The organism is Citrobacter braakii (genome assembly GCF_009648935.1).
In the GTDB taxonomy this organism is placed as follows: domain Bacteria; phylum Pseudomonadota; class Gammaproteobacteria; order Enterobacterales; family Enterobacteriaceae; genus Citrobacter; species Citrobacter braakii.
Window position 1 is genome coordinate 2,593,765 of record NZ_CP045771.1, and the last position, 20,830, is coordinate 2,614,594.

The window sequence follows — 20,830 nt, forward strand, 5'->3', positions numbered from 1 at the left end:
AAAGAAAAAATATCCCCCATATTATCCACAAAGTCATGTTGTGACTAAGTCTGTGGATAAATACTATATGTAGGGGTTGTTTGATAAAGTAGACGCTATATGGTGAGTATTCTAGTAGGGATTCTTTTCAGTACAAGAGTTGATTTTGAGGTTAAATTGAGGTTGCAAAAGGGTAATAATCGCTAAGTGCGCGTCTTATAAGGCCTGGCGAGGATGTCAATAATTGAGAAAAAAAATAGAAAATTTGATCGAGTGCTGATTTCTTCATCTAAGGCAAGGTAAGTTCTTATGACCTGGCGCAAAAATTGCCCTGACGATCCTACTCAGGATTGGTAGGCGATGCGCAGGCCCGAAAGCTGCGCACTATCAGGCACTGTGCCGGATTGCGGCGTTGCACGCCTTATCCGGCCGGGTGGAGGGGGTTAATCTGCTTGCGCGGTAGTGTGTAGCATATAGTTCACATCAACGCCGGGGCCGAGTTTAAAACTGTTGGTGATCGGGTTGTAGTGCAGGCCGGTCATATGACGCTCTTTCAGCACGGTCTGGTCAACCCACTCTAACAGTTCAGCCGGCTTAATGAATTTTTTCACATCATGCGTGCCTTTCGGCACCATACGCAAAATATATTCCGCGCCGACCACCGCCATTAGCCAGGATTTGCCGTTGCGATTAAGCGTGGAGAAAAACACTTCGCCGCCCGGTTTGACCAGTCTGGCGCAGGCCCTGACCACCGACTGCGGGTCCGGTACGTGCTCCAGCATTTCCATGCAGGTCACAACGTCATACTGATGCGCATGTTTTTCCGCATGTTCTTCAACCGTTTCTTGAACGTATTCCACCTGGATACCACTCTCCAGCGCATGCAGTTTTGCTACCTGTAACGGTTCAAAGCCCATGTCCAGACCGGTGACGGTTGCGCCTTCGCGCGCCATGCTTTCTGCCAGAATGCCGCCGCCGCAGCCGACGTCGAGTACCTTTTTACCAAACAGGCCGCCTGAGCGCTCCGTGATATAGCCCAGGCGCAGCGGGTTAATACGGTGCAGTGGCTTAAATTCACCCTCAAGATCCCACCAGCGTGACGCGACTGCTTCAAACTTGGCAATTTCTTCCTGATCAACGTTGTGAGTTACCGGAGGTTTTTCGGCATTCATTGGGGCTTCTACTCCTAAATTTGCGATGCAAATGAGTATATCAGCCTGACGGGATGAATAAAGCCTCTGTCAGGGGGGAATCCATTTACCTGAATCTGCACGGATGTGTTATAATTTGCGACCTTTGAATCCGGGATACAGTAGAGGGATAGCGGTTAGATGAGCGACCTTGCGAGAGAAATTACACCGGTCAACATTGAGGAAGAGCTGAAGAGCTCCTATCTGGATTATGCGATGTCGGTCATTGTTGGCCGTGCGCTGCCGGACGTCCGAGATGGCCTGAAGCCGGTTCACCGTCGCGTACTTTACGCCATGAACGTATTGGGCAACGACTGGAATAAAGCCTATAAAAAATCTGCCCGTGTCGTTGGTGACGTAATCGGTAAATACCACCCTCATGGTGATACCGCCGTTTACGACACCATTGTTCGTATGGCGCAGCCATTCTCCTTGCGTTACATGCTGGTAGATGGTCAGGGTAACTTTGGTTCTGTCGATGGCGACTCCGCAGCGGCGATGCGTTATACGGAAATCCGTATGTCGAAAATCGCCCATGAGCTGATGGCTGACCTGGAAAAAGAAACGGTGGATTTCGTCGATAACTACGACGGCACCGAACAAATTCCTGACGTCATGCCAACCAAAATTCCTAACCTGCTGGTGAACGGCTCGTCCGGTATCGCGGTAGGTATGGCAACCAACATTCCGCCGCACAACCTGACGGAAGTGATCAACGGCTGCCTGGCATACATTGACGATGAAGACATCAGCATTGAAGGGCTGATGGAACATATTCCGGGTCCGGACTTCCCGACCGCCGCGATCATCAACGGTCGTCGTGGTATTGAAGAAGCCTACCGTACCGGCCGTGGCAAGGTGTACATTCGCGCGCGCGCGGAAGTCGAAGCGGATGCCAAAACTGGCCGTGAAACCATCATCGTCCATGAAATTCCGTATCAGGTGAACAAAGCGCGCCTGATCGAGAAAATCGCCGAGCTGGTAAAAGACAAACGCGTTGAAGGTATCAGCGCGCTGCGTGACGAGTCTGACAAAGACGGTATGCGCATCGTGATTGAAGTGAAACGCGACGCAGTCGGGGAAGTGGTTCTGAATAACCTCTACTCCCAGACCCAACTGCAGGTTTCTTTCGGTATCAACATGGTTGCGTTGCACCATGGACAGCCGAAAATCATGAACCTGAAAGATATTATTGCTGCGTTTGTACGTCACCGCCGTGAAGTCGTAACCCGCCGTACTATCTTTGAACTGCGTAAAGCCCGCGACCGTGCGCACATCCTTGAAGCACTGGCGATTGCGCTGGCGAACATCGATCCGATCATCGAACTGATCCGCCGTGCGCCGACCCCGGCAGAAGCGAAAGCAGCGCTGGTCGCGCGTTCGTGGGAGCTGGGTAACGTTTCTGCCATGCTGGAACGTGCCGGCGATGATGCCGCGCGTCCTGAATGGCTGGAGCCGGAATTTGGCGTGCGTGACGGTCAGTACTACCTGACTGAACAGCAGGCCCAGGCCATTCTGGATCTGCGTTTGCAGAAACTGACTGGCCTTGAGCACGAAAAACTGCTCGACGAATACAAAGAGCTGCTGGAGCAGATCGCTGAACTGCTGCACATTCTGGGCAGCGCCGATCGTCTGATGGAAGTCATCCGTGAAGAGATGGAGCTGATTCGTGAACAGTTCGGCGACGCACGTCGGACCGAAATCACCGCGAACAGCGCTGACATCAACATCGAAGATCTGATTAGCCAGGAAGATGTTGTCGTGACCTTGTCTCATCAGGGCTACGTGAAATATCAGCCGTTAACCGATTACGAAGCGCAGCGTCGTGGCGGTAAAGGCAAATCTGCAGCACGAATTAAAGAAGAAGACTTTATCGACCGCCTGCTGGTGGCCAACACCCATGACACGATCCTCTGCTTCTCCAGCCGCGGTCGTTTGTACTGGATGAAGGTTTATCAGTTGCCGGAAGCAAGCCGTGGTGCGCGTGGACGTCCTATCGTCAACCTGCTGCCACTGGAAGCTAACGAACGTATCACCGCAATTCTGCCAGTACGTGAGTACGAAGAAGGCGTCAACGTCTTCATGGCAACCGCCAGCGGTACCGTGAAGAAAACAGCGCTGACCGAGTTCAGCCGTCCGCGTTCAGCCGGTATCATTGCGGTTAACCTGAACGAAGGCGATGAGCTGATTGGCGTTGACCTGACGTCTGGTAGTGACGAAGTTATGCTGTTCTCTGCTGCCGGTAAAGTGGTGCGCTTCAAAGAGGGGGCTGTTCGTCCGATGGGACGTACCGCGACCGGCGTACGCGGTATCAAACTGGCGGAAAGCGACAGCGTGGTATCGCTGATCGTTCCGCGCGGTGAAGGTGCTATCCTCACCGTTACCCAGAACGGCTACGGTAAGCGTACGGCGGCGGAAGAGTATCCGACCAAGTCTCGTGCGACCCAGGGCGTTATCTCCATCAAAGTCACCGAGCGCAACGGTTCCGTTGTCGGCGCAGTGCAAGTTGAAGATACCGACCAGATCATGATGATCACCGATGCAGGTACGCTGGTGCGTACTCGCGTGTCGGAAATCAGCGTGGTAGGGCGTAACACCCAGGGCGTTATCCTCATCCGTACTGCGGAAGATGAAAACGTTGTGGGTCTGCAACGCGTTGCTGAACCGGTTGATGATGAAGAGCTCGACTCCATCGACGGTAGCGCTGCTGAAGGGGACGAGGATATCGCGCCTGAAGCGGAAAGCGATGACGATGCAGCGGACGACGCTGAAGAGTAATTAAGACGTGATAAAAAGGGCCGGAAATATCCGGCCCTTTTTTTTAATTCATTCGCTCTACTATCATCGCAATGCCCTGACCGCCGCCGATGCACAACGTGGCCAGTCCAAGCGTTTGATCCCGTGCCTGTAGCGCATGCAGCAGCGTCACCAGTATTCGCGCGCCGCTGGCGCCGATAGGGTGTCCCAGCGCAATTGCCCCACCGTTGACGTTAACCTTTTGCGGATCAAACCCCAGCGTTTTACCAACGGCAAGAAACTGAGCAGCAAATGCCTCGTTAGCTTCGATCAGATCGATATCAGAAAGCTGTAAGCCGCTCAGTTGCAGTGCCTTCAGCGTGGCGGGAACCGGCCCCATCCCCATCATAGCCGGAGCTACGCCGCCACTGGCCCAGGCTTTGATCCGCGCCAATGGCTTCAGCCCAGCCTCCAGTGCTGCGGACTCTTCCATTACCACTAATGCCGCTGCACCGTCGTTGATCCCCGAGGCGTTACCTGCGGTGACGGTTCCTGCTTTATCAAAGGCTGGACGCAATGCGGCGAGGCCTTCGGCCGTCGAGTCTGCTTTGGGGAATTCGTCACGCTCAAAGATGATGGTTTTCTTCCGTGATGACACGCTGACGGGCACGATTTCAGCCTCAAATGCGCCAGACTCGATTGCGGCAACGGCTTTACGCTGCGACTGTAGAGCCAGTTCATCCTGCATTTCGCGGCTGATGCCATACTCTTTGGCAACATTTTCTGCAGTGATCCCCATGTGGTAACCATGCTCGGCGCAGATCAGGCCATCGCGCAGAATCACGTCGGACAATTGCCCATCACCGAGGCGATAGCCCCAGCGGGCTTTTGCGTCTAACAGGTAGGGGGCCAGGCTCATGTTTTCCATCCCACCCGCGACGATCGCCTGGGCTTGTCCGGCCTTGATAGCGAGGGCGGCAAGCGCCACGCTTTTCAGGCCAGAGCCGCACACTTTGTTGACGGTAAAGCCGCAAACGGTGTCGGACAGGCCGCTTTTTAATAATGCCTGACGCGCTGGGTTTTGCCCGAGTCCTGACTGCAGCACGTTGCCCATAATCACCTCGTCCACGCGCTGTGGGTCAAGGTGCGCGCGTTCAAGAGCGGCTCTAATGACGATTGATCCAAGCTCGACGGCACCCGTAGTTGCCAGTGCGCCGTTAAAACTGCCGATTGCGGTACGTGCCGCGCTGACGATGACACAGTTTTTCATTTTTCAGTTCCTTTAATTAAGTTGTTGCCGTCAGAACAAGGTCAATCCAATAACAAAAATGACGCCGGAGAAGAGCAGGGCGGTGATGCAGTAGCCCATAATGTCGCGTACTCCGAGACCGGCGATGGCCAGCGCGGGTAGCGCCCAGAACGGTTGTGCCATGTTCATCCACTGCTCACCGTAGGCGATGGCCATGACTGATTTGCCAAGATCGGCACCCAGCGCCTGAGCGGCAGGCATGACGAACGGTCCCTGAATAACCCAATGGCCACCGCCGGATGGCACGGCAAAGTTAATCAGGGCTGAACTGAAGAAAGTCATCAGTGGGAAGGTATCTTTGTTGGCAACGTTGATGAAAAATTCAGTAATGAGCCCACCGAGGCCGGAGTGCTCCATCATCAACTGAATACCGGCATAGAAGGGGAATTGCACCAGAATCCCGGCGGTACTCCGTGCGGCAGCACTAACGGCACGCATATAGGCCATCGGCGTTTTGTGCAGCAGCAGACCGGCAATCATAAACATCAGGTTGACGGTGTTGATGGTGATGTTGAAACCTTTCTCGGCAAAGTAGATACCCAGATAGGCAATCCCTAATGCACCGATGAGCAGCGCCAGAATGCGGCTCTCTTCCAGTTTTTCAGATGGCGGCGCATCCGGCGGCAGTTTCTTTTGAAAATCAGCTTCTTCCAATAAAAGTTTTGGATCGATGCTCACCACATCTGAAGGTTTTGGCGTCATCATCCGGGTGATAAACGGCATCACCACAATCAGGCCGAGCGTGATGAAAATATTGAAGCCGGTGAACAGGGTATCCGCGACAGGAATGAGGCCCGCTACGTGCTCGACCGGGTTGCCAGGCGTTGCCGCCAGCAAAGGCATTGAGCCGGAGAAGCCGCCGCCCCAGGTCAGGAACCCGATGTAGGCGCAGGCAATCAGTAACGGATAATCGGAACCCGGTACCCGACGAGCAACTTCGCGGGCGAACATCGCCCCGACCACCAGACCAAATCCCCAGTTAATAACGCAGGCAACTGAACCAAAAAACGTCACCAGCATGACGCCCTGAGCGGGGGTTTTGGCGGCTGATGCCGCCGTACGCAGCAGGCTTTTCACCGGCCCGGAACTGGCTAACGCATGGCCGGTTACGATGATCAGCGCCATCTGCATACCAAACGCCAGCAGGTTCCAGAAACCGTCACCCCAGAATTTCACCATGCTGATGGGGGTCTGCGGCGTTAACCACAGCGCGATACCAAAGGTCAGCAACGTTAATAACATGGCGAAAATCAGTGGGTCGGGCAGCCAGCGGCTGACTACCCGTGTCATAAAGCGAGCGATGCGGCCAATCATGCGTCACCTCGCAGGATGCGCAGATCGTCGGCAATTTCAAACTGTGCTTCGGTTTTTTCACATAGCGTTGCGATGTCGCATCCTTCGACGATTTCAGTCAGCCACATCTTGCCATCTATAAAGCGGAATACAGCCAGCTCGGTGACCAGCATATGCACAGCATGCTGTGCAGTGAGCGGCATGGTGCATTGACGCAGGATTTTTGCGGAGCCGTCTTTTGCGCAATGCTCCATGGCGATAATGACTTTACGCGCACCGGTCACCAGATCCATTGCGCCACCCATGCCGGGCACCATCTTGCCGGGAACCACCCAGTTGGCGAGGTTTGCCTGCTCATCGACCTGCAACCCGCCAAGCACACAGGCATCAACATGACCGCCGCGAATCAACGCGAACGACATGGCGCTATCAAACATTGCCGCGCCCGGCAAAATACCGCACGGTTGGCCGCCCGCGTTCACCAGATCAGGATGGGCGGTGGTGACTGGGCCCAGTCCCAGAAAACCGTTCTCAGATTGCAGCGTAATGTGAATATCAGCAGGTAAGTAGTTGGCTACCATCGTTGGCAGGCCGATACCTAAGTTGACGATATCGCCATCGCGAAGTTCTTGCGCCACCCGGCGCGCAATACGTTGTTTAGCATCCATGATTAGCTCTCCTGTGGAATGACGATATGGTCGATAACGGCGCCGGGGGTCACAATCTGGTCAGGCTGTAGCTCCCCTGTTTCAACCATTTCGTCCGGTTCGACCAGCGTGATATCAGCGGCGAGGGCAATCAGAGGGTTAAAGTTACGGGCGCTGAGCTGGTAGGTGAGGTTGCCAAGCATGTCAGAACGGTGGGCGCGAATAAGCGCTAAATCGGCGCGTAAAGGGCGTTCAAGCAGCCAGGTTTTACCCTCAAGCGTCATGGTTTGCTTACCTTCTTCCACGATGGTGCCAACGCCCGTGGGGGTGAGAAAGCCGCCAAGACCCGCGCCGCCGCAGCGAATCTGTTCGATCAGGGTACCTTGCGGAACCAGCTGTACATCCATCTCGCCGGCAATCATGCGACGACCGGTTTCCGGGTTTGTACCAATGTGCGAGGCAATCACTTTGCTCACCCGCCCATTGACGATCAGGGGGCCGATACCGGTATCGACAAAGGCGGTATCGTTAGCAATCAGCGTCAGATCTCTGACGCCGGACTCCAGCAGGGCTTCAACCAGACGAGGTGGTGTGCCAACGCCCATAAAACCACCGACCATGATGGTCATGCCGTCACGAAAGAAGCCCGCAGCGTCTTGTAAGGTAATCAGTTTTGTTTTCATTATGTTTCCCTTTTTGCATACTCCATTTTGGGTACGCTCAGGGAATTGCAAGCAGGGTGCCAGAATGACTAAAGAAACGTATTAATGTTTAGTTGATTGAATTTATTGGTTTATTTTTATGGTCCTGGTGAAAGGAGACCACGAGGGGTTATGCAGAATTTTGCGCAGTGTGCAAAATTCTGCATAGCAAATTTGCGTATCAGGAACCCGATGGGTCGATGCCGTACTCTTGTAATTTATACATCAGAGCGCGACGGCTAATTCCCAGCATCAGCGCCGTGCGGGTGCGATTGCCGTCCTGATTGTCGAGGACTTCGAGGATAATTCGTTTTTCCTCACGCTTAATCTCTTCTTTCAGATTGCGTTCCCCGGAGTAAGTCGGTTTTGCCTCTGTTGTGGAGCTCACCGGGTTGCGCAACGGATCGGGGAGATCGTCGGCAAAGATCACCGCGCCGGTATTCATAACGACTGCACGTTCGATGACGTTTGACAGTTCGCGAATGTTACCGGGCCAGGGCCAGGCGGTGAGGATCGACATCGCCGTCGGGTCGATCTCGATAATATCCCGCTGATTTTCAGAGCTGAATTTTTGTAAAAAGTGGTTTGCTAATAAGGCAATATCTTCACGACGCTCGCGTAAGGGCGGCAAAGTCAGATGGATAACGTTGAGCCGGTAAAACAGGTCTTCGCGAAACGTTCCTTCCTTCACCATCGTTTGCAGACAGCGGTTGGTGGCGGCGACGATTCGAATGTCAACGCGAATGGTCTGGTGCCCGCCGATGCGTTCAAACTCCCTCTCCTGCAAAATGCGCAGCAGCTTGGCCTGCAGCACCAGCGGCATCTCGCCAATTTCATCAAGCAATAAAGTTCCCTGATGAGCGCGTTCGAACAATCCCTGGCGCAACGTCTGTGCCCCGGTAAACGCGCCTTTTTCGTGACCAAATAGCTCGCTTTCCAACAACGACTCCGGCAGGGCCGCGCAGTTAATTTTGATAAAGGGGCCATTGGCGCGTTTGCTGTTGTAGTGAATGGCGCGGGCGATCAGCTCTTTTCCTGTGCCGCTTTCACCGCTAATCAACACGTTTGCCTGGGAGAGGGCGATTTTCGCCGTATCTTTACAGATATCCATCATACGCGGGCTGGTGGTCAGAATGTGTCCCCACTGCCAGCTGGTGGTCAACGCTTTATGCAGATTGCGGATTTCCTGTTTCATCTCCTGCAGTTGCAATGCGCGTTGAATCACCATGCTTAGCTCGTCGAGATCAAAGGGCTTAATCACGTAGTCGAATGCGCCGCTACGTAAAGCTTCTACTGCGGTTTCTACTTCAGCGTAAGCGGTCATCAGTATGACGGGGATCCGTGGTTGCTGCGTGCGCATAACTTTCAGCGCGTCGATACCGTCCATCTCCGGCATGCGAATGTCCATCAGCACCACGTCTGGCTGCGTTTCGCTAAACAGGCTCAGTGCGGCTTTCCCGTCGCTGGCGCAATGTGTCTCATGCCCTTGCAGGGAAAATGCGGTGGCAAGCATACGGCGAACATTTTCTTCATCATCAACGATGAGAATACGATAGGTCGTTTTCATTCTGACGGATTTCCCTGCGGGTTAAGAGGTAAAATCAGAGTGAATATCGCCCCGCAGCCAGGCTGGCTGGTTACGTGGATATCCCCCTGATGCGCGTTGATGATGCGCTGGCTCAGCGCCAGTCCAAGACCGGTGCCTGATGCTTTTGTCGTAAAAAAGGGATCGAATATTTTCTTCTGTATGGCGAGATCGATACCGTTGCCATTATCTTCAATCATCACGGCCTGTTGCGAGGCCGAGTATTGCCAGGTACGGATGCGAATTTCGCCTCGCGCAGCGATCGCCTGCACCGCATTGATTAAAATATTGAGGATCACCTGTTTGATGAGTTCGCGATCGGCGACGATCGGCGGCAGGCTGGGATCTAATTCCGTTGTAAAGGCGATCCGTGCCTGCAGGCCAGCGGTTTGCACCAGGATTAGCGTCTCTTCAATGAGCGCATTGAGCCGAATCTGTTGCCACTGACTTTGTCGTGGGCGTGAGAAATCTAACAGTTGTTGAATAACTTTATTGATGGAATCAATTTCATTCAGCACAACAGATAAATATTCCTGATGTTCCGGCAGCGAGGTTTGCTGGCGGATGATCTGGACGTAGCCACGAATTGCGGTCAGCGGGTTTCGCACTTCATGCGCGACGCCGGCCATCAGCTCACCCAGGGTGGCAAGCCTTTCGGTTTGCGCCAGTCGACGCTGGGTCTCTTTACGGGCGGTTAAATCGGAGAAAATAACCAGCGCGCCAATCAGCTCGCCGTGTGCGTTATGGATCCGACTGGTGGTTACACTGATCTCAATGGTGCGTTCTCGTCCTGGAAAGCTAATCTCCTGGGCCACATGTTCAGTACCGTGCTCAAGGGTGTCCAGTACCGGGCTATAAAACTGCGTATTGGCAAAGAGCGTCGCATAGGGCTGTCCGACCAGCTCATGCAGCGTGTAGCCTGTTATCTGTTCTGCCGCCGGGTTCATGGTGGTAACGTCGCCTTGCCTGTCGATGGCGATCACGCCATCTGCGGCATTTTCAATGATCAGATCGTTAAGGGTTTTGGTTTCCCGTAGCGTTTGTGCCAGCGCATTGACGCTACGGCTGATTTGTCCCAACTCGCCGGGGAGTTCAGGCAATCGGGTAGGGGTTTTTTGTGCCAGCGTGGAAAGCCCATCGGTGATGATGTCGATATTCGCACTGAGTCGACGTGAGAAGTGCACGATGAGCAGCAGGCTACAGATGAGCCCGGCAACCAGTACGGCAATAATCCTGACGTCCATTCTCCAGGCCTGCTGGCGGATATCTTCGGTGAGCTCATTGGCCCAGATATACCCAATAACCTCTCCCTGGCGCGCTATTGGGATCATCGAATTGAGTATGTCGCCGCGAACCTGTCGCCCGGAATAGACCACAGGCGCGTTGCTACTCATCACTTCGCGTCCGGGATGATCCTCGGTGATGGTGATACCTACGTTGCCTTGGTAAAGCGCGGAGGGGGCGTAGGTGATAATGGCATCCAGCGCTTTGTGATAATACCCGGCGCCAATGCCGGGAAACGCTTGCGTAATGCGCTCGGTGATGGGGGCCAACTCTTGATTAAGCGCGCGAATGCGTGCTTCACGCGGCAAATTTGGGTAGTGACTAAAGCGGTCGCCCAGCGCATCGTTTAGCAGGGTTAGCACCGATGACAGTTTTTTCTCTTTTTCAGATAAGACTGCTGAACGGCCTTCAGTTTCTACGATATAACCTATAGATATCGTCGGAATGATGACCATCAGGATGGCCATCATGATCATTTGGTTGCGTAATCGTCGTGGGTATAACCGACGAGCCAGCCATCTCAGGTCGCGCATTCTGACATCCGTGCAGTGTTTTTCAGGCAAACGACGATTATCACGGGTTAAGACAATGGTTTCAGAGCGGTGTATCATATTCCCGTAAAGAGAGGGCATTGCGACGCCGGACATTTACCGCTACCTTAACCACACTCTATTAATGCCCTGAAGCGGAGCTTCGCCCCTTTGAAATACCTTGCTTCCGTTCATTCAACGCTAAAAGTCTCACGCTATCTGTTCAGGGCGTTGGCGCTCCTGATCTGGGGGCTAATCGCATTTGCCTCCGTTTTCTACATCGTGAATGCGCTGCACCAGAGAGAGTCCGAGATTCACCAGGAGCTTAACCTCAGTTCCGATCAGGCCCAACGTTACATTCAGCGCACCTCTGATGTGATTAAAGAGCTGAAATATATCGCGGAGAATCGCTTAACGGCGGAAAACGGCGTGATGTCGTTGCGCGCGCGGGATGATAAAACCGCCGTGCCAAACTTCGAGCCGCTGTTTGCCGACTCCGACTGCTCGGTGATGGGCAACGCCTGGCGAGGTTCGCTGGAATCGCTGGCGTGGTTTATGCGCTACTGGCGGGATAACTTTTCCGCGGCCTATGATTTGAATCGTGTGTTCCTGATCGGCAGCGATAACCTTTGCATGGCCAATTTCGGTCTGCGTGATATGCCTGTCGAACGTGACGGGGCGTTGAAGGCGCTGCATGAGCGCATTATTAAGTATCGCAATGCACCGCAGGACGAAAACGGTAATAACCTGTTCTGGATTAGCCAGGGGCCGCGGCCGGGGATAGGCTATTTCTATGCGCTGACGCCGGTTTATCTCGCTAATCGCCTGCAGGCGCTGTTGGGTGTGGAACAGCCTATCCGCATGGAGAACTTTTTCACGCCTGGCAGTTTGCCGATGGGAGTGACCATCCTTGATGAAAATGGTCATGCGCTGATTTCGCTCACCGGCCCCGAGGGGAATATTAAGGCTGAACCTCGCTGGATGCAGGAGCGCTCCTGGTTTGGCTATACGTCGGGTTTTCACGAACTGGTGCTGAAGAAAAACCTGCCCCCGTCATCGCTAAGCATTGTGTACTCCGTACCGGTTGACCTGGTGCTGGAGCGGATCCGCATGATGATCCTGAACGCTATTCTGCTGAATGTGCTGGTTGGCGCGGCGTTATTTATGCTCACGCGCATGTATGAGCGGCGCATTTTTATTCCTGCGGAAAGCGATGCCCAGCGTCTGGAAGAGCACGAGCAGTTTAACCGTAAAATCGTGGCTTCTGCGCCGGTTGGGATTTGTATTCTGCGTACGATAGATGGCATTAACATCCTGAGTAATGAGCTGGCGCACACCTATCTCAACATGCTGACGCATGAAGACCGGCAACGGTTAACGCAAATTATCTGCGGCCAGCAGGTCAATTTTGTTGATGTGCTGACCAGCAACAATACCAATCTGCAAATCAGCTTTGTGCACTCGCGCTATCGTAATGAAAACGTGGCAATTTGTGTGCTGGTTGACATCAGCGCGCGCGTTAAAATGGAAGAGTCGTTGCAGGAGATGGCGCAGGCGGCGGAGCAGGCGAGCCAGTCCAAATCGATGTTCCTTGCGACGGTAAGCCACGAGCTGCGTACGCCGCTGTATGGCATTATCGGTAACCTTGATTTGTTGCAAACCAAAGAGTTACCCAACGGAGTGGATCGCCTGGTGACGGCGATGAACAACTCTTCCAGCCTGCTGTTGAAAATTATCAGCGATATTCTCGATTTCTCGAAAATTGAATCTGAACAGCTGAAGATTGAACCGCGCGAGTTTTCACCGCGAGAAGTAATGAATCATATTACGGCTAACTATTTGCCGCTGGTGGTTCGCAAACAGCTGGGGTTGTACTGCTTTATCGACCCGAATGTACCGGTGGCGCTCAATGGTGATCCGATGCGTTTGCAGCAGGTGATTTCCAATCTGCTGAGTAATGCTATCAAGTTTACCGATACCGGCTGCATTGTGCTGCACGTGCAGTGCAACGAAGACTATCTCAGTATTCGCGTGCGTGATACCGGGGTTGGGATCCCAGCCAAAGAGGTCGTCCGCTTGTTCGATCCTTTCTTCCAGGTGGGAACCGGCGTACAGCGTAATTTCCAGGGAACCGGGCTTGGTTTGGCTATCTGTGAAAAACTGATCAGCATGATGGATGGGGATATTTCCGTCGATTCTGAACCGGGAATGGGTAGCCAGTTTATGCTGCGTATTCCGCTTTATGGCGCGCAGTACCCGCTGAAAAAAGGTATCGAAGGGCTTGTCGGCAAACGTTGCTGGCTGGCGGTGCGTAACGCGTCGCTGTACCAGTTTATTGAATCCAGTCTGGCGCGTAACGGGATGACGGTGCAGTGCTATGAGGGACAGCAACCGGATGCGGATGACCTGCTGATTGCCGACGATGTGCTGGACCAGGCGTGGCAAGGACGTGCCGCGGTGATTTTCTGCCGTCGTCATATCGGTATTCCGCTGGAAAGGGGGCTTGGGGAGTGGGTGCACAGCGTGGCATCGCCTCACGAATTGCCCGCGCTGTTGGCGCATATCTACAGCCTTGAGCTGAGCAGTGAAGAGCTTTCAACGGCGTTGCCAGCCCCGGATAAAGTTGCTGCAACTAACGATGACATGATGATTCTGGTGGTCGACGATCATCCTATCAACAGGCGTTTACTGGCCGATCAGTTGGGATCGTTGGGGTATCAGTGTAAAACCGCGAATGACGGCGTGGACGCACTCAATGTACTGAGTAAAAACCATATCGACATCGTGCTGAGCGACGTTAACATGCCGAACATGGATGGTTATCGCCTGACCCAGCGTATTCGCCAGTTAGGATTAACCCTGCCGGTTGTCGGCGTGACGGCCAACGCGCTGGCTGAAGAGAAGCAGCGTTGTCTGGAGTCAGGTATGGATAGCTGTCTGTCTAAGCCGGTGACGTTAGATGTATTGAAGCAAACGCTGACGGTCTATGCGGAAAGAGTGAGAAAGGCGCGGGAATAAAAGAGGCCGGATGGGGGCATTTGCCTTATCCGGCCTACGGAACACGCACAACATCGTGTCATTCGTAGGCCTGATAAACGCCGTGCCATCAGGCACGTCGATGTTAAAAGAATTACTCTTTGTCTGACGGACTCAGCGTGACGGAAGAAAGGTAATTCAACAGGGCGATATCGTTTTCCACACCGAGTTTCATCATTGCCGACTTTTTCTGGCTGCTGATGGTTTTAATACTGCGGTTGAGTTTTTTCGCGATTTCAGTAACCAGGAAACCTTCGGCAAACAGGCGCAGAACTTCGCTCTCTTTCGGTGACAGACGTTTGTCGCCGTAGCCGCTGGCGCTGATTTTTTCCAGCAGACGAGAAACGCTTTCCGGGGTGAATTTCTTACCCTTCTGCAGCGCGGCAAGCGCTTTCGGCAGATCTGTTGGCGCGCCTTGCTTCAGGACAATTCCTTCAATATCGAGATCCAGTACCGCGCTCAGGATTGCCGGGTTGTTGTTCATGGTGAGAACAATAATCGACAGGCTCGGGAAATGGCGCTTGATATACTTAATTAACGTGATCCCGTCACCGTATTTATCTCCTGGCATGGAGAGGTCGGTAATCAACACATGAGCATCTAACTTAGGCAAATTGTTGATCAGTGCAGTGGAGTCTTCAAATTCGCCGACAACGTTTACCCACTCGATTTGCTCAAGTGATTTACGAATACCGAACAGTACAATCGGGTGGTCATCGGCAATAATTACGTTCATAGTGTTCATGTATTGGGCTACCTTGCTACAGCAAGCTCTTGACGTAATCGTCAATGTCGCTGATGTATTTTTCTATACCTGGAGCATCTTTCTCTTGAATAAGATGTTCCAGCGCTTCACATAACTGCTTGCCGGGTACCAGATTAAGCATGGCAAACACGCCTTTCAGGCGATGGGCCGTTTGGGCTAACGCAGCGAAATCGCTGGTTGCTGCCTCAGTATACAACCTCTTAACATCATCCGGTACTGTGTCTACAAAGAGTGCATAGTAACCACTGGCATGAAGTTCGGCGTTTTCATCTCCGCCGAGGGGGAGTTCCTGGATCTCTTCTTGTGCCAGCTGCTCTTCTATCAGCTCGAGGACAGCTTCCTGCATAGCATTGCTCATATTAAAGTTGACGCGCAGCTGACCAGGGCCAATTTTCCGCACGCCAGACTCATCATCGCTTAAAAGAAGGCCTGAGGCAGTAAGATTAGACGGATTATCTGTTAAAAAGAGATCATATTCTTGACTATTCAACCGCTCATCAGGCGTGATGCAGGTTGCTCCCCAGTTCTCCAGTTGGTGTAATACGATGCTGCGTACGTCATTAGAGGTGACATCAACCATTATGCAGACGTCATCTAACAAACGCTCTTCACTTTCAGCATGTTGATCGTGCAGCGGCATTTTAACATGGACTATATAACGTGTTCCAAGTTCTTCCCGCGCTTTAATGTTCAGATGTCCACCTAGCTTGCGGGCGAGCTGATCGCATAACCAGAACGTCAGCGGGTTGGCCTTGCTATACCGATCGCCCTGGGTGTCATTGATGAACGGGAAGTGCAGGTTATCAACTTCATTCAACGTGACACCTTGCCCGGTATCCAGAATGCGGAAGGTCAGGCGTTCAGTCTCCGACTCATCCTGGTCGACTTCCAGCGTGATTTTGCCAATTTGCGTGGTGGTTACCGCATATTGGATCAGCAACAGCAAAATACGGCGCAGGGCATCGCGGTCGCCGCGGCGTTCATCATGGGCGCTAAGGTGATTTTTAATCAGTAGCTGCAGCCCTTTACGTTTAATGGCTGGCAGAACCTCCGGAACCACGTCATCAATTAACGACTGCACGGAAAACAGCGTCGATTCACTTTTCCAGGCGTCGCTTTCCAGCAGGTTGGCCAACTGGATTTCATCTACCATACGCACCAGAACGTCTGCCTGATTGGCCAGTTTCTGGCTGTCCGGGCTATTCAGTGCGGCAGCATTAGCGGCAAGTGTTTTCGCCGGGTCTTTCAGTGCGCTGCCGATATTCTGCATAAAGGCCGCCCGGGCCTGCTGGTTTTTCTCATACAGTCGCTGCGCTTGCTTCAGCTTCTTATTAACCAGCACTTCGCGGTCCTGGTCACGAATAATAAAGATCTGCGTTCTCGATGAGATCTGGCTGCGGAACAGCCGGATCTCATACAGCTCATTATTGATGGTGGCCTGAATCACCCCCTGATGCTGCTCCGCCATACTGGTAATGTTTTGCAAATTTAAATGCGGTAGCAGGTGGTCGGCAATTTTATTGCTGATAACCGTGCGGTTTGCTTCTTGATCGTGCACCAGCAAGCCCAGAGGCAGCAGGGACACAATCTCTTCATTGATGGCGCGCAGAACACGCAGTTCATTATTTGCCGCAAGGTTTGGTACCACTTCGGTGGAACGGGCAGGGAGGTGGCGAAAGGTGGTATAGCCAAACAGCGCCAGGGCCAACAAAGCAATGTTGAGTAACAGCGGCAGCAGAATGCTTTGTAAGGTGTCGAGCAGCAATGAGCCAAACGGAACCTGCCACACCAGCCGCATATCCGTTGAGTTTAGCGCCGAAGAGATCTCAATTTTACTGTTGTTGAAATTAATGCTGACGCTGTCAGGCGACTCTTTTTCATTCAGATGCTCGGTTGTTGACGTGGCATCTGGAACCAGATGGAAGCTGTCCAGCGGCATGCCGGGTGGGATCAAGTCATTAATCGGCAGGTCAAAGGCGACAACCGTTGCCAGATGTCCAGGCTGATTAAAGGTCGTGCGTAGCGTGAAGTAATGCCCGTTCTGCCACGCCAGACGGCGCAGTGAAGAGAAGCTTTCACGTTCATCCAGCGCATTGGCCTGTTGTAACATTTCCGCGCGCCGTGAATCGACAATATTACCAATCGTCGACTCTTTAAAACCGGAAGTCAGATCTTTTAGCGGCAACGTTGAGATAAGGATCAGGCTATTGTCCTGACCATTCAGGTAATACATAGACCACGGAACATTTTCCGCGCCCCACAGCGTATCAAGATAGGTTGAGATGCGTTGGGTCATCTCCAGCGTAGAACTGTCATGGGAACCGAAAATCAACGCCTCGGTCTTTCTGCGCGGTTTCTCAAGATAATAGACGTCTTGTTTCAGACGCGTTTCCTGCAGTCCTTCTGCACCAGGTGAACTGGCCGTGGCGGCAATATTGTCATAGATTTGCCAGGTCACGTATCGCCAGGTATCGACCCTTTTATGAATGGCATGGGTGATATCGACAATCTGATAGCTCTTATCCTTTAACCAGGTGTTGACGGCGCTCTGGACCATAACGCCCATCATCACCAACAGCACAACGATCAGTAATAAGAAGAAACGGGTAATACTTCCCGGTAGCAGGGAGAATCGGGTAGAAGCCGTTGTGTCAGACTGACTCATTCGTGTTTATGACCTGTTAAACGACGCGAAAGATGATGGGGCAGTATAAAGGGTAATATATGAATTGCCACACTTACACCACGCCGGATGGCCCGCATTTTTTACGCTCCATTCTGTTGCAGCCATCACAATGCAAAGGTGTACAGTGGATAAAGGCGGGTACAAATATTTGTACGGAATGTATACATTTAGCATTAAATAACAAGAAATTATTAATCAGATTTATATCTGAATACGACGCAATGAGATAGTTAATAGTTGTTATAGTTTTGCATCGGTAGCACAGAACGGTAAGTTTTGTGTAAAGAAGGGTAAAAAAAAACCGAACGCGAAGCATTCGGTTGAAATAGGGGTAAACAGACATTCATGAATGAATGACGGTAATAAATAAAGTTAATGATGATAGCGGGTCTATTTTAGTTGCGAGTGAAGATTTTGTTTTGTCATTCAGTGCTATAATTATTTTCAATGTAACTTATTGATTTTAAATTTAATTAAAACAGTTCTTGATTATTTGTGCTTATTTTGCCTGTTTTTTGATTTTAAAAAAGTTCCCTCGTATTAATATTTTGAAACATCTATGCCGATAAATGAAACACCTTAAAAGTTTTAGTATCATATTCGTGTTGGATTATTCTGTGTTTTTGCGGAGAATGAAGTTGCCGACTGGTTAATGACCTTAATCAGTATGCAGTGGCATAAAAAAGCAATAAAGGCATATAACAGAGGGTTAATAACATGAAAGTTAAAGTACTGTCCCTCCTGGTACCAGCACTGCTGGTAGCAGGCGCAGCAAATGCGGCTGAAATTTATAACAAAGACGGCAACAAATTAGACCTGTACGGTAAAGTAGACGGTCTGCACTATTTCTCCGACAACAAAGGTGATGATGGTGATAAGACTTACATGCGTATTGGCTTCAAAGGCGAAACCCAGGTTAACGACCAACTGACCGGTTACGGCCAGTGGGAATACCAGATTCAAGGCAACCAGAGTGAATCCAGCAACGACGCCTGGACGCGTGTGGCATTCGCAGGCCTGAAATTCGCTGATGCAGGTTCTTTCGACTACGGTCGTAACTACGGTGTAACTTATGATGTAACGTCCTGGACCGACGTCCTGCCAGAATTCGGCGGTGACACCTACGGTGCGGACAACTTCATGCAGCAGCGTGGTAACGGTTATGCGACCTACCGTAATACAGATTTCTTTGGCCTGGTTGATGGTCTGAACTTTGCCCTGCAGTACCAGGGTAAAAACGGCAGCGTAAGCGGTGAAAACGAAGGTGGTCGTAGCCTGCTGACCCAGAATGGCGATGGTTACGGCGGCTCTCTGACTTACGATCTCGGCTCTGGCTTTGGTATCGGTGGTGCGATCACTACCTCTAAACGTACCGCTGATCAGAATGCTCTTGGCGTGTACGGTAACGGTGACCGTGCAACGGTTTATACCGGTGGTCTGAAATACGACGCTAACAACGTTTACCTGGCTGCACAGTACTCCCAGTCCTATAACGCAACCCGTTTCGGTACCTCTAACGGTAGCAACCGGACTGCTGCATATGGCTTCGCAGATAAAGCACAGAACTTTGAAGTTGTGGCACAGTACCAGTTCGATTTCGGTCTGCGTCCTTCCGTGGCTTACCTGCAGTCAAAAGGCAAAGACATCAGCAATGGCTTCACCAACTACGGTGACCAGGATATCGTGAAATATGTTGATGTTGGCGCGACTTACTACTTCAACAAAAACATGTCTACCTATGTTGATTACAAAATCAACCTGCTGGATGACAATGCGTTTACCCAGGCAGCAGGTATTGCTACCGATGATATCGTAGCGCTGGGTCTGGTTTACCAGTTCTAATCTGCGCTCATGTCGTTAAAAGGCCCTGCGGGGCCTTTTTTAATGCCGTTTTTTCGTCGTACAAACAACGATTTTTGGTGTACTCTTGCGCCCGTTCGCATGAGGATAATTACGTATGGAAGTGAATTTCTATCGCGCAGCACTACTGGCTGTGACGATCTTTTTTGTCGGGTGCGATGAAGCCCCGAAACCTGCCCAGACCACACAACCTGCCACCGTTCTGGAAGGTAAAACCATGGGCACTTTCTGGCGGGTTAGTGCGGTGGGCGTAGATGCCAAACGCGCCGGGGAACTGCAGGCGAAGATCCAGGCTCAGCTGGATGCCGACGATCAGCTTCTCTCTACTTATAAAAATGATTCTGCGTTAATGCGCTTTAACCTGTCGAAAAGCCTGTCGCCATGGCCGGTTAACGATGCTATGGCCGATATCGTGACTTCGGCGCTACGCATTGGCGCAAAAACCGGTGGGGCCATGGATATTACCGTGGGGCCGTTGGTCAATCTGTGGGGCTTTGGCCCGGATCAGCAACCGGTGCATATTCCTACGCAGGCGCAAATTGATGCCGCAAAGGCGCAAACCGGGCTTTCACATCTGAAGGTTGTTAATGAGGCGCATCGGAACTACCTGCAAAAAGATTTGCCCGAGCTGTACGTGGATCTCTCGACCGTTGGCGAAGGTTATGCCGCCGATCATCTGGCACGATTAATGGAGCAGGAAGGGATCGCCCGTTATCTGGTTTCCGTTGGTGGAGCATTGAACAGCCGCGGTATGAATGCAGACGGGCTTTCGTGGCGAGTCGCAATTCAGAAACCGACCGATCGCGAAAACGCGGTGCAGGCGATTGTCGACATTAACGGGCATGGCATTAGCACCTCCGGCAGCTACCGTAACTATTATGAGCTGGATGGTAAGCGCCTTTCCCATGTTATTGATCCGCAAACCGGTCGTCCGATTGAACACAACCTGGTATCTGTAACGGTAATCGCACCAACGGCGCTGGAGGCTGACGGCTGGGATACCGGATTGATGGTTCTCGGCCCGGAAAAGGCCAAAGAGGTGGTGCGTCGTGAAGGACTCGCGGTCTATATGATTATAAAAGAGGGCGAGGGGTTTAAAACCTGGATGTCGCCGCAGTTTAAAAGCTTCCTGCTCAGCGAAAAAAATTAAAAAGCAAGATTGCGGGTTTTTGTATCCGGCTATGGGGACACACTGAGGCTAAGCGCTATGCTTAACAAAGGAGTCCAT

The 20,830-nt window shown here is 52.1% G+C and carries 13 protein-coding genes; 4 read left to right on the top strand and 9 right to left on the bottom strand.

Annotated features, from left to right (window positions below; genetic code table 11):
- Positions 1-422: 422 nt before the first annotated feature.
- Positions 423-1,151 (bottom strand): bifunctional 2-polyprenyl-6-hydroxyphenol methylase/3-demethylubiquinol 3-O-methyltransferase UbiG, encoded by a 729-nt coding sequence (ubiG, locus tag GFC06_RS12000; RefSeq protein WP_016157023.1) that lies wholly within the window; start codon positions 1,149-1,151, stop codon positions 423-425.
- Between the two features lie 159 nt (positions 1,152-1,310).
- Between ubiG and gyrA the strand changes: the two genes are divergently transcribed.
- Entirely contained in the window at positions 1,311-3,947 is a 2,637-nt protein-coding gene (gene gyrA, locus GFC06_RS12005; RefSeq protein WP_016153796.1) for a DNA topoisomerase (ATP-hydrolyzing) subunit A, read from the top strand.
- A gap of 43 nt (positions 3,948-3,990) precedes the next feature.
- On the opposite strand, the gene GFC06_RS12010 is transcribed toward gyrA, so the two are convergent.
- From GFC06_RS12010 to atoS, 6 genes are all read right to left on the bottom strand, one after another.
- Positions 3,991-5,175: an acetyl-CoA C-acetyltransferase gene (locus GFC06_RS12010; RefSeq protein ID WP_151222482.1), complete on the bottom strand. Its 1,185-nt coding sequence runs from the start codon at positions 5,173-5,175 to the stop codon at positions 3,991-3,993.
- A gap of 30 nt (positions 5,176-5,205) precedes the next feature.
- Complete coding sequence (locus GFC06_RS12015; protein WP_153690190.1) at positions 5,206-6,528, bottom strand: TIGR00366 family protein; 1,323 nt, start codon at positions 6,526-6,528, stop codon at positions 5,206-5,208.
- Positions 6,525-7,175 carry a 3-oxoacid CoA-transferase subunit B gene (locus GFC06_RS12020; RefSeq protein ID WP_016157021.1) on the bottom strand — a complete coding sequence of 217 codons (651 nt, stop codon included), beginning with the start codon at positions 7,173-7,175 and terminating at the stop codon, positions 6,525-6,527. Before GFC06_RS12020 ends, GFC06_RS12015 begins: the two co-directional genes overlap by 4 nt.
- Positions 7,176-7,177: 2 nt before the next feature.
- Positions 7,178-7,837, bottom strand: coding sequence for an acetate CoA-transferase subunit alpha (gene atoD / locus GFC06_RS12025; RefSeq protein WP_016157020.1), 660 nt, complete (start codon positions 7,835-7,837; stop codon positions 7,178-7,180).
- Between the two features lie 199 nt (positions 7,838-8,036).
- Entirely contained in the window at positions 8,037-9,422 is a 1,386-nt protein-coding gene (gene atoC / locus GFC06_RS12030; protein ID WP_153690191.1) for an acetoacetate metabolism transcriptional regulator AtoC, read from the bottom strand.
- Positions 9,419-11,257, bottom strand: coding sequence for a two-component system sensor histidine kinase AtoS (gene atoS, locus GFC06_RS12035; RefSeq protein ID WP_049281517.1), 1,839 nt, complete (start codon positions 11,255-11,257; stop codon positions 9,419-9,421). Before atoS ends, atoC begins: the two co-directional genes overlap by 4 nt.
- A 168-nt stretch (positions 11,258-11,425) precedes the next feature.
- Here atoS and rcsC point away from each other — a divergent pair, with 168 nt between their 5' ends.
- The gene (gene rcsC, locus GFC06_RS12040; RefSeq protein WP_153690192.1) at positions 11,426-14,272 is read left to right on the top strand and encodes a two-component system sensor histidine kinase RcsC; all 2,847 of its coding nucleotides are present in this window, start codon (positions 11,426-11,428) and stop codon (positions 14,270-14,272) included.
- A gap of 112 nt (positions 14,273-14,384) precedes the next feature.
- Here the strand turns inward: rcsC and rcsB are convergent, their stop codons facing one another.
- Both rcsB and rcsD read right to left on the bottom strand, forming a co-directional pair.
- On the bottom strand, positions 14,385-15,035 hold the full coding sequence (rcsB, locus tag GFC06_RS12045) for a response regulator transcription factor RcsB (RefSeq protein WP_003027592.1): 651 nt from the start codon (positions 15,033-15,035) through the stop codon (positions 14,385-14,387).
- Between the two features lie 16 nt (positions 15,036-15,051).
- Complete coding sequence (rcsD, locus tag GFC06_RS12050; RefSeq protein ID WP_153690193.1) at positions 15,052-17,721, bottom strand: phosphotransferase RcsD; 2,670 nt, start codon at positions 17,719-17,721, stop codon at positions 15,052-15,054.
- Between the two features lie 738 nt (positions 17,722-18,459).
- Between rcsD and GFC06_RS12055 the strand changes: the two genes are divergently transcribed.
- Together GFC06_RS12055 and apbE are read left to right on the top strand one after the other, a co-directional pair.
- Complete coding sequence (locus tag GFC06_RS12055; RefSeq protein ID WP_016157015.1) at positions 18,460-19,584, top strand: porin OmpC; 1,125 nt, start codon at positions 18,460-18,462, stop codon at positions 19,582-19,584.
- Between the two features lie 115 nt (positions 19,585-19,699).
- Positions 19,700-20,752: an FAD:protein FMN transferase ApbE gene (apbE, locus tag GFC06_RS12060; RefSeq protein ID WP_016153786.1), complete on the top strand. Its 1,053-nt coding sequence runs from the start codon at positions 19,700-19,702 to the stop codon at positions 20,750-20,752.
- The last annotated feature ends 78 nt before the right edge of the window (positions 20,753-20,830 follow it).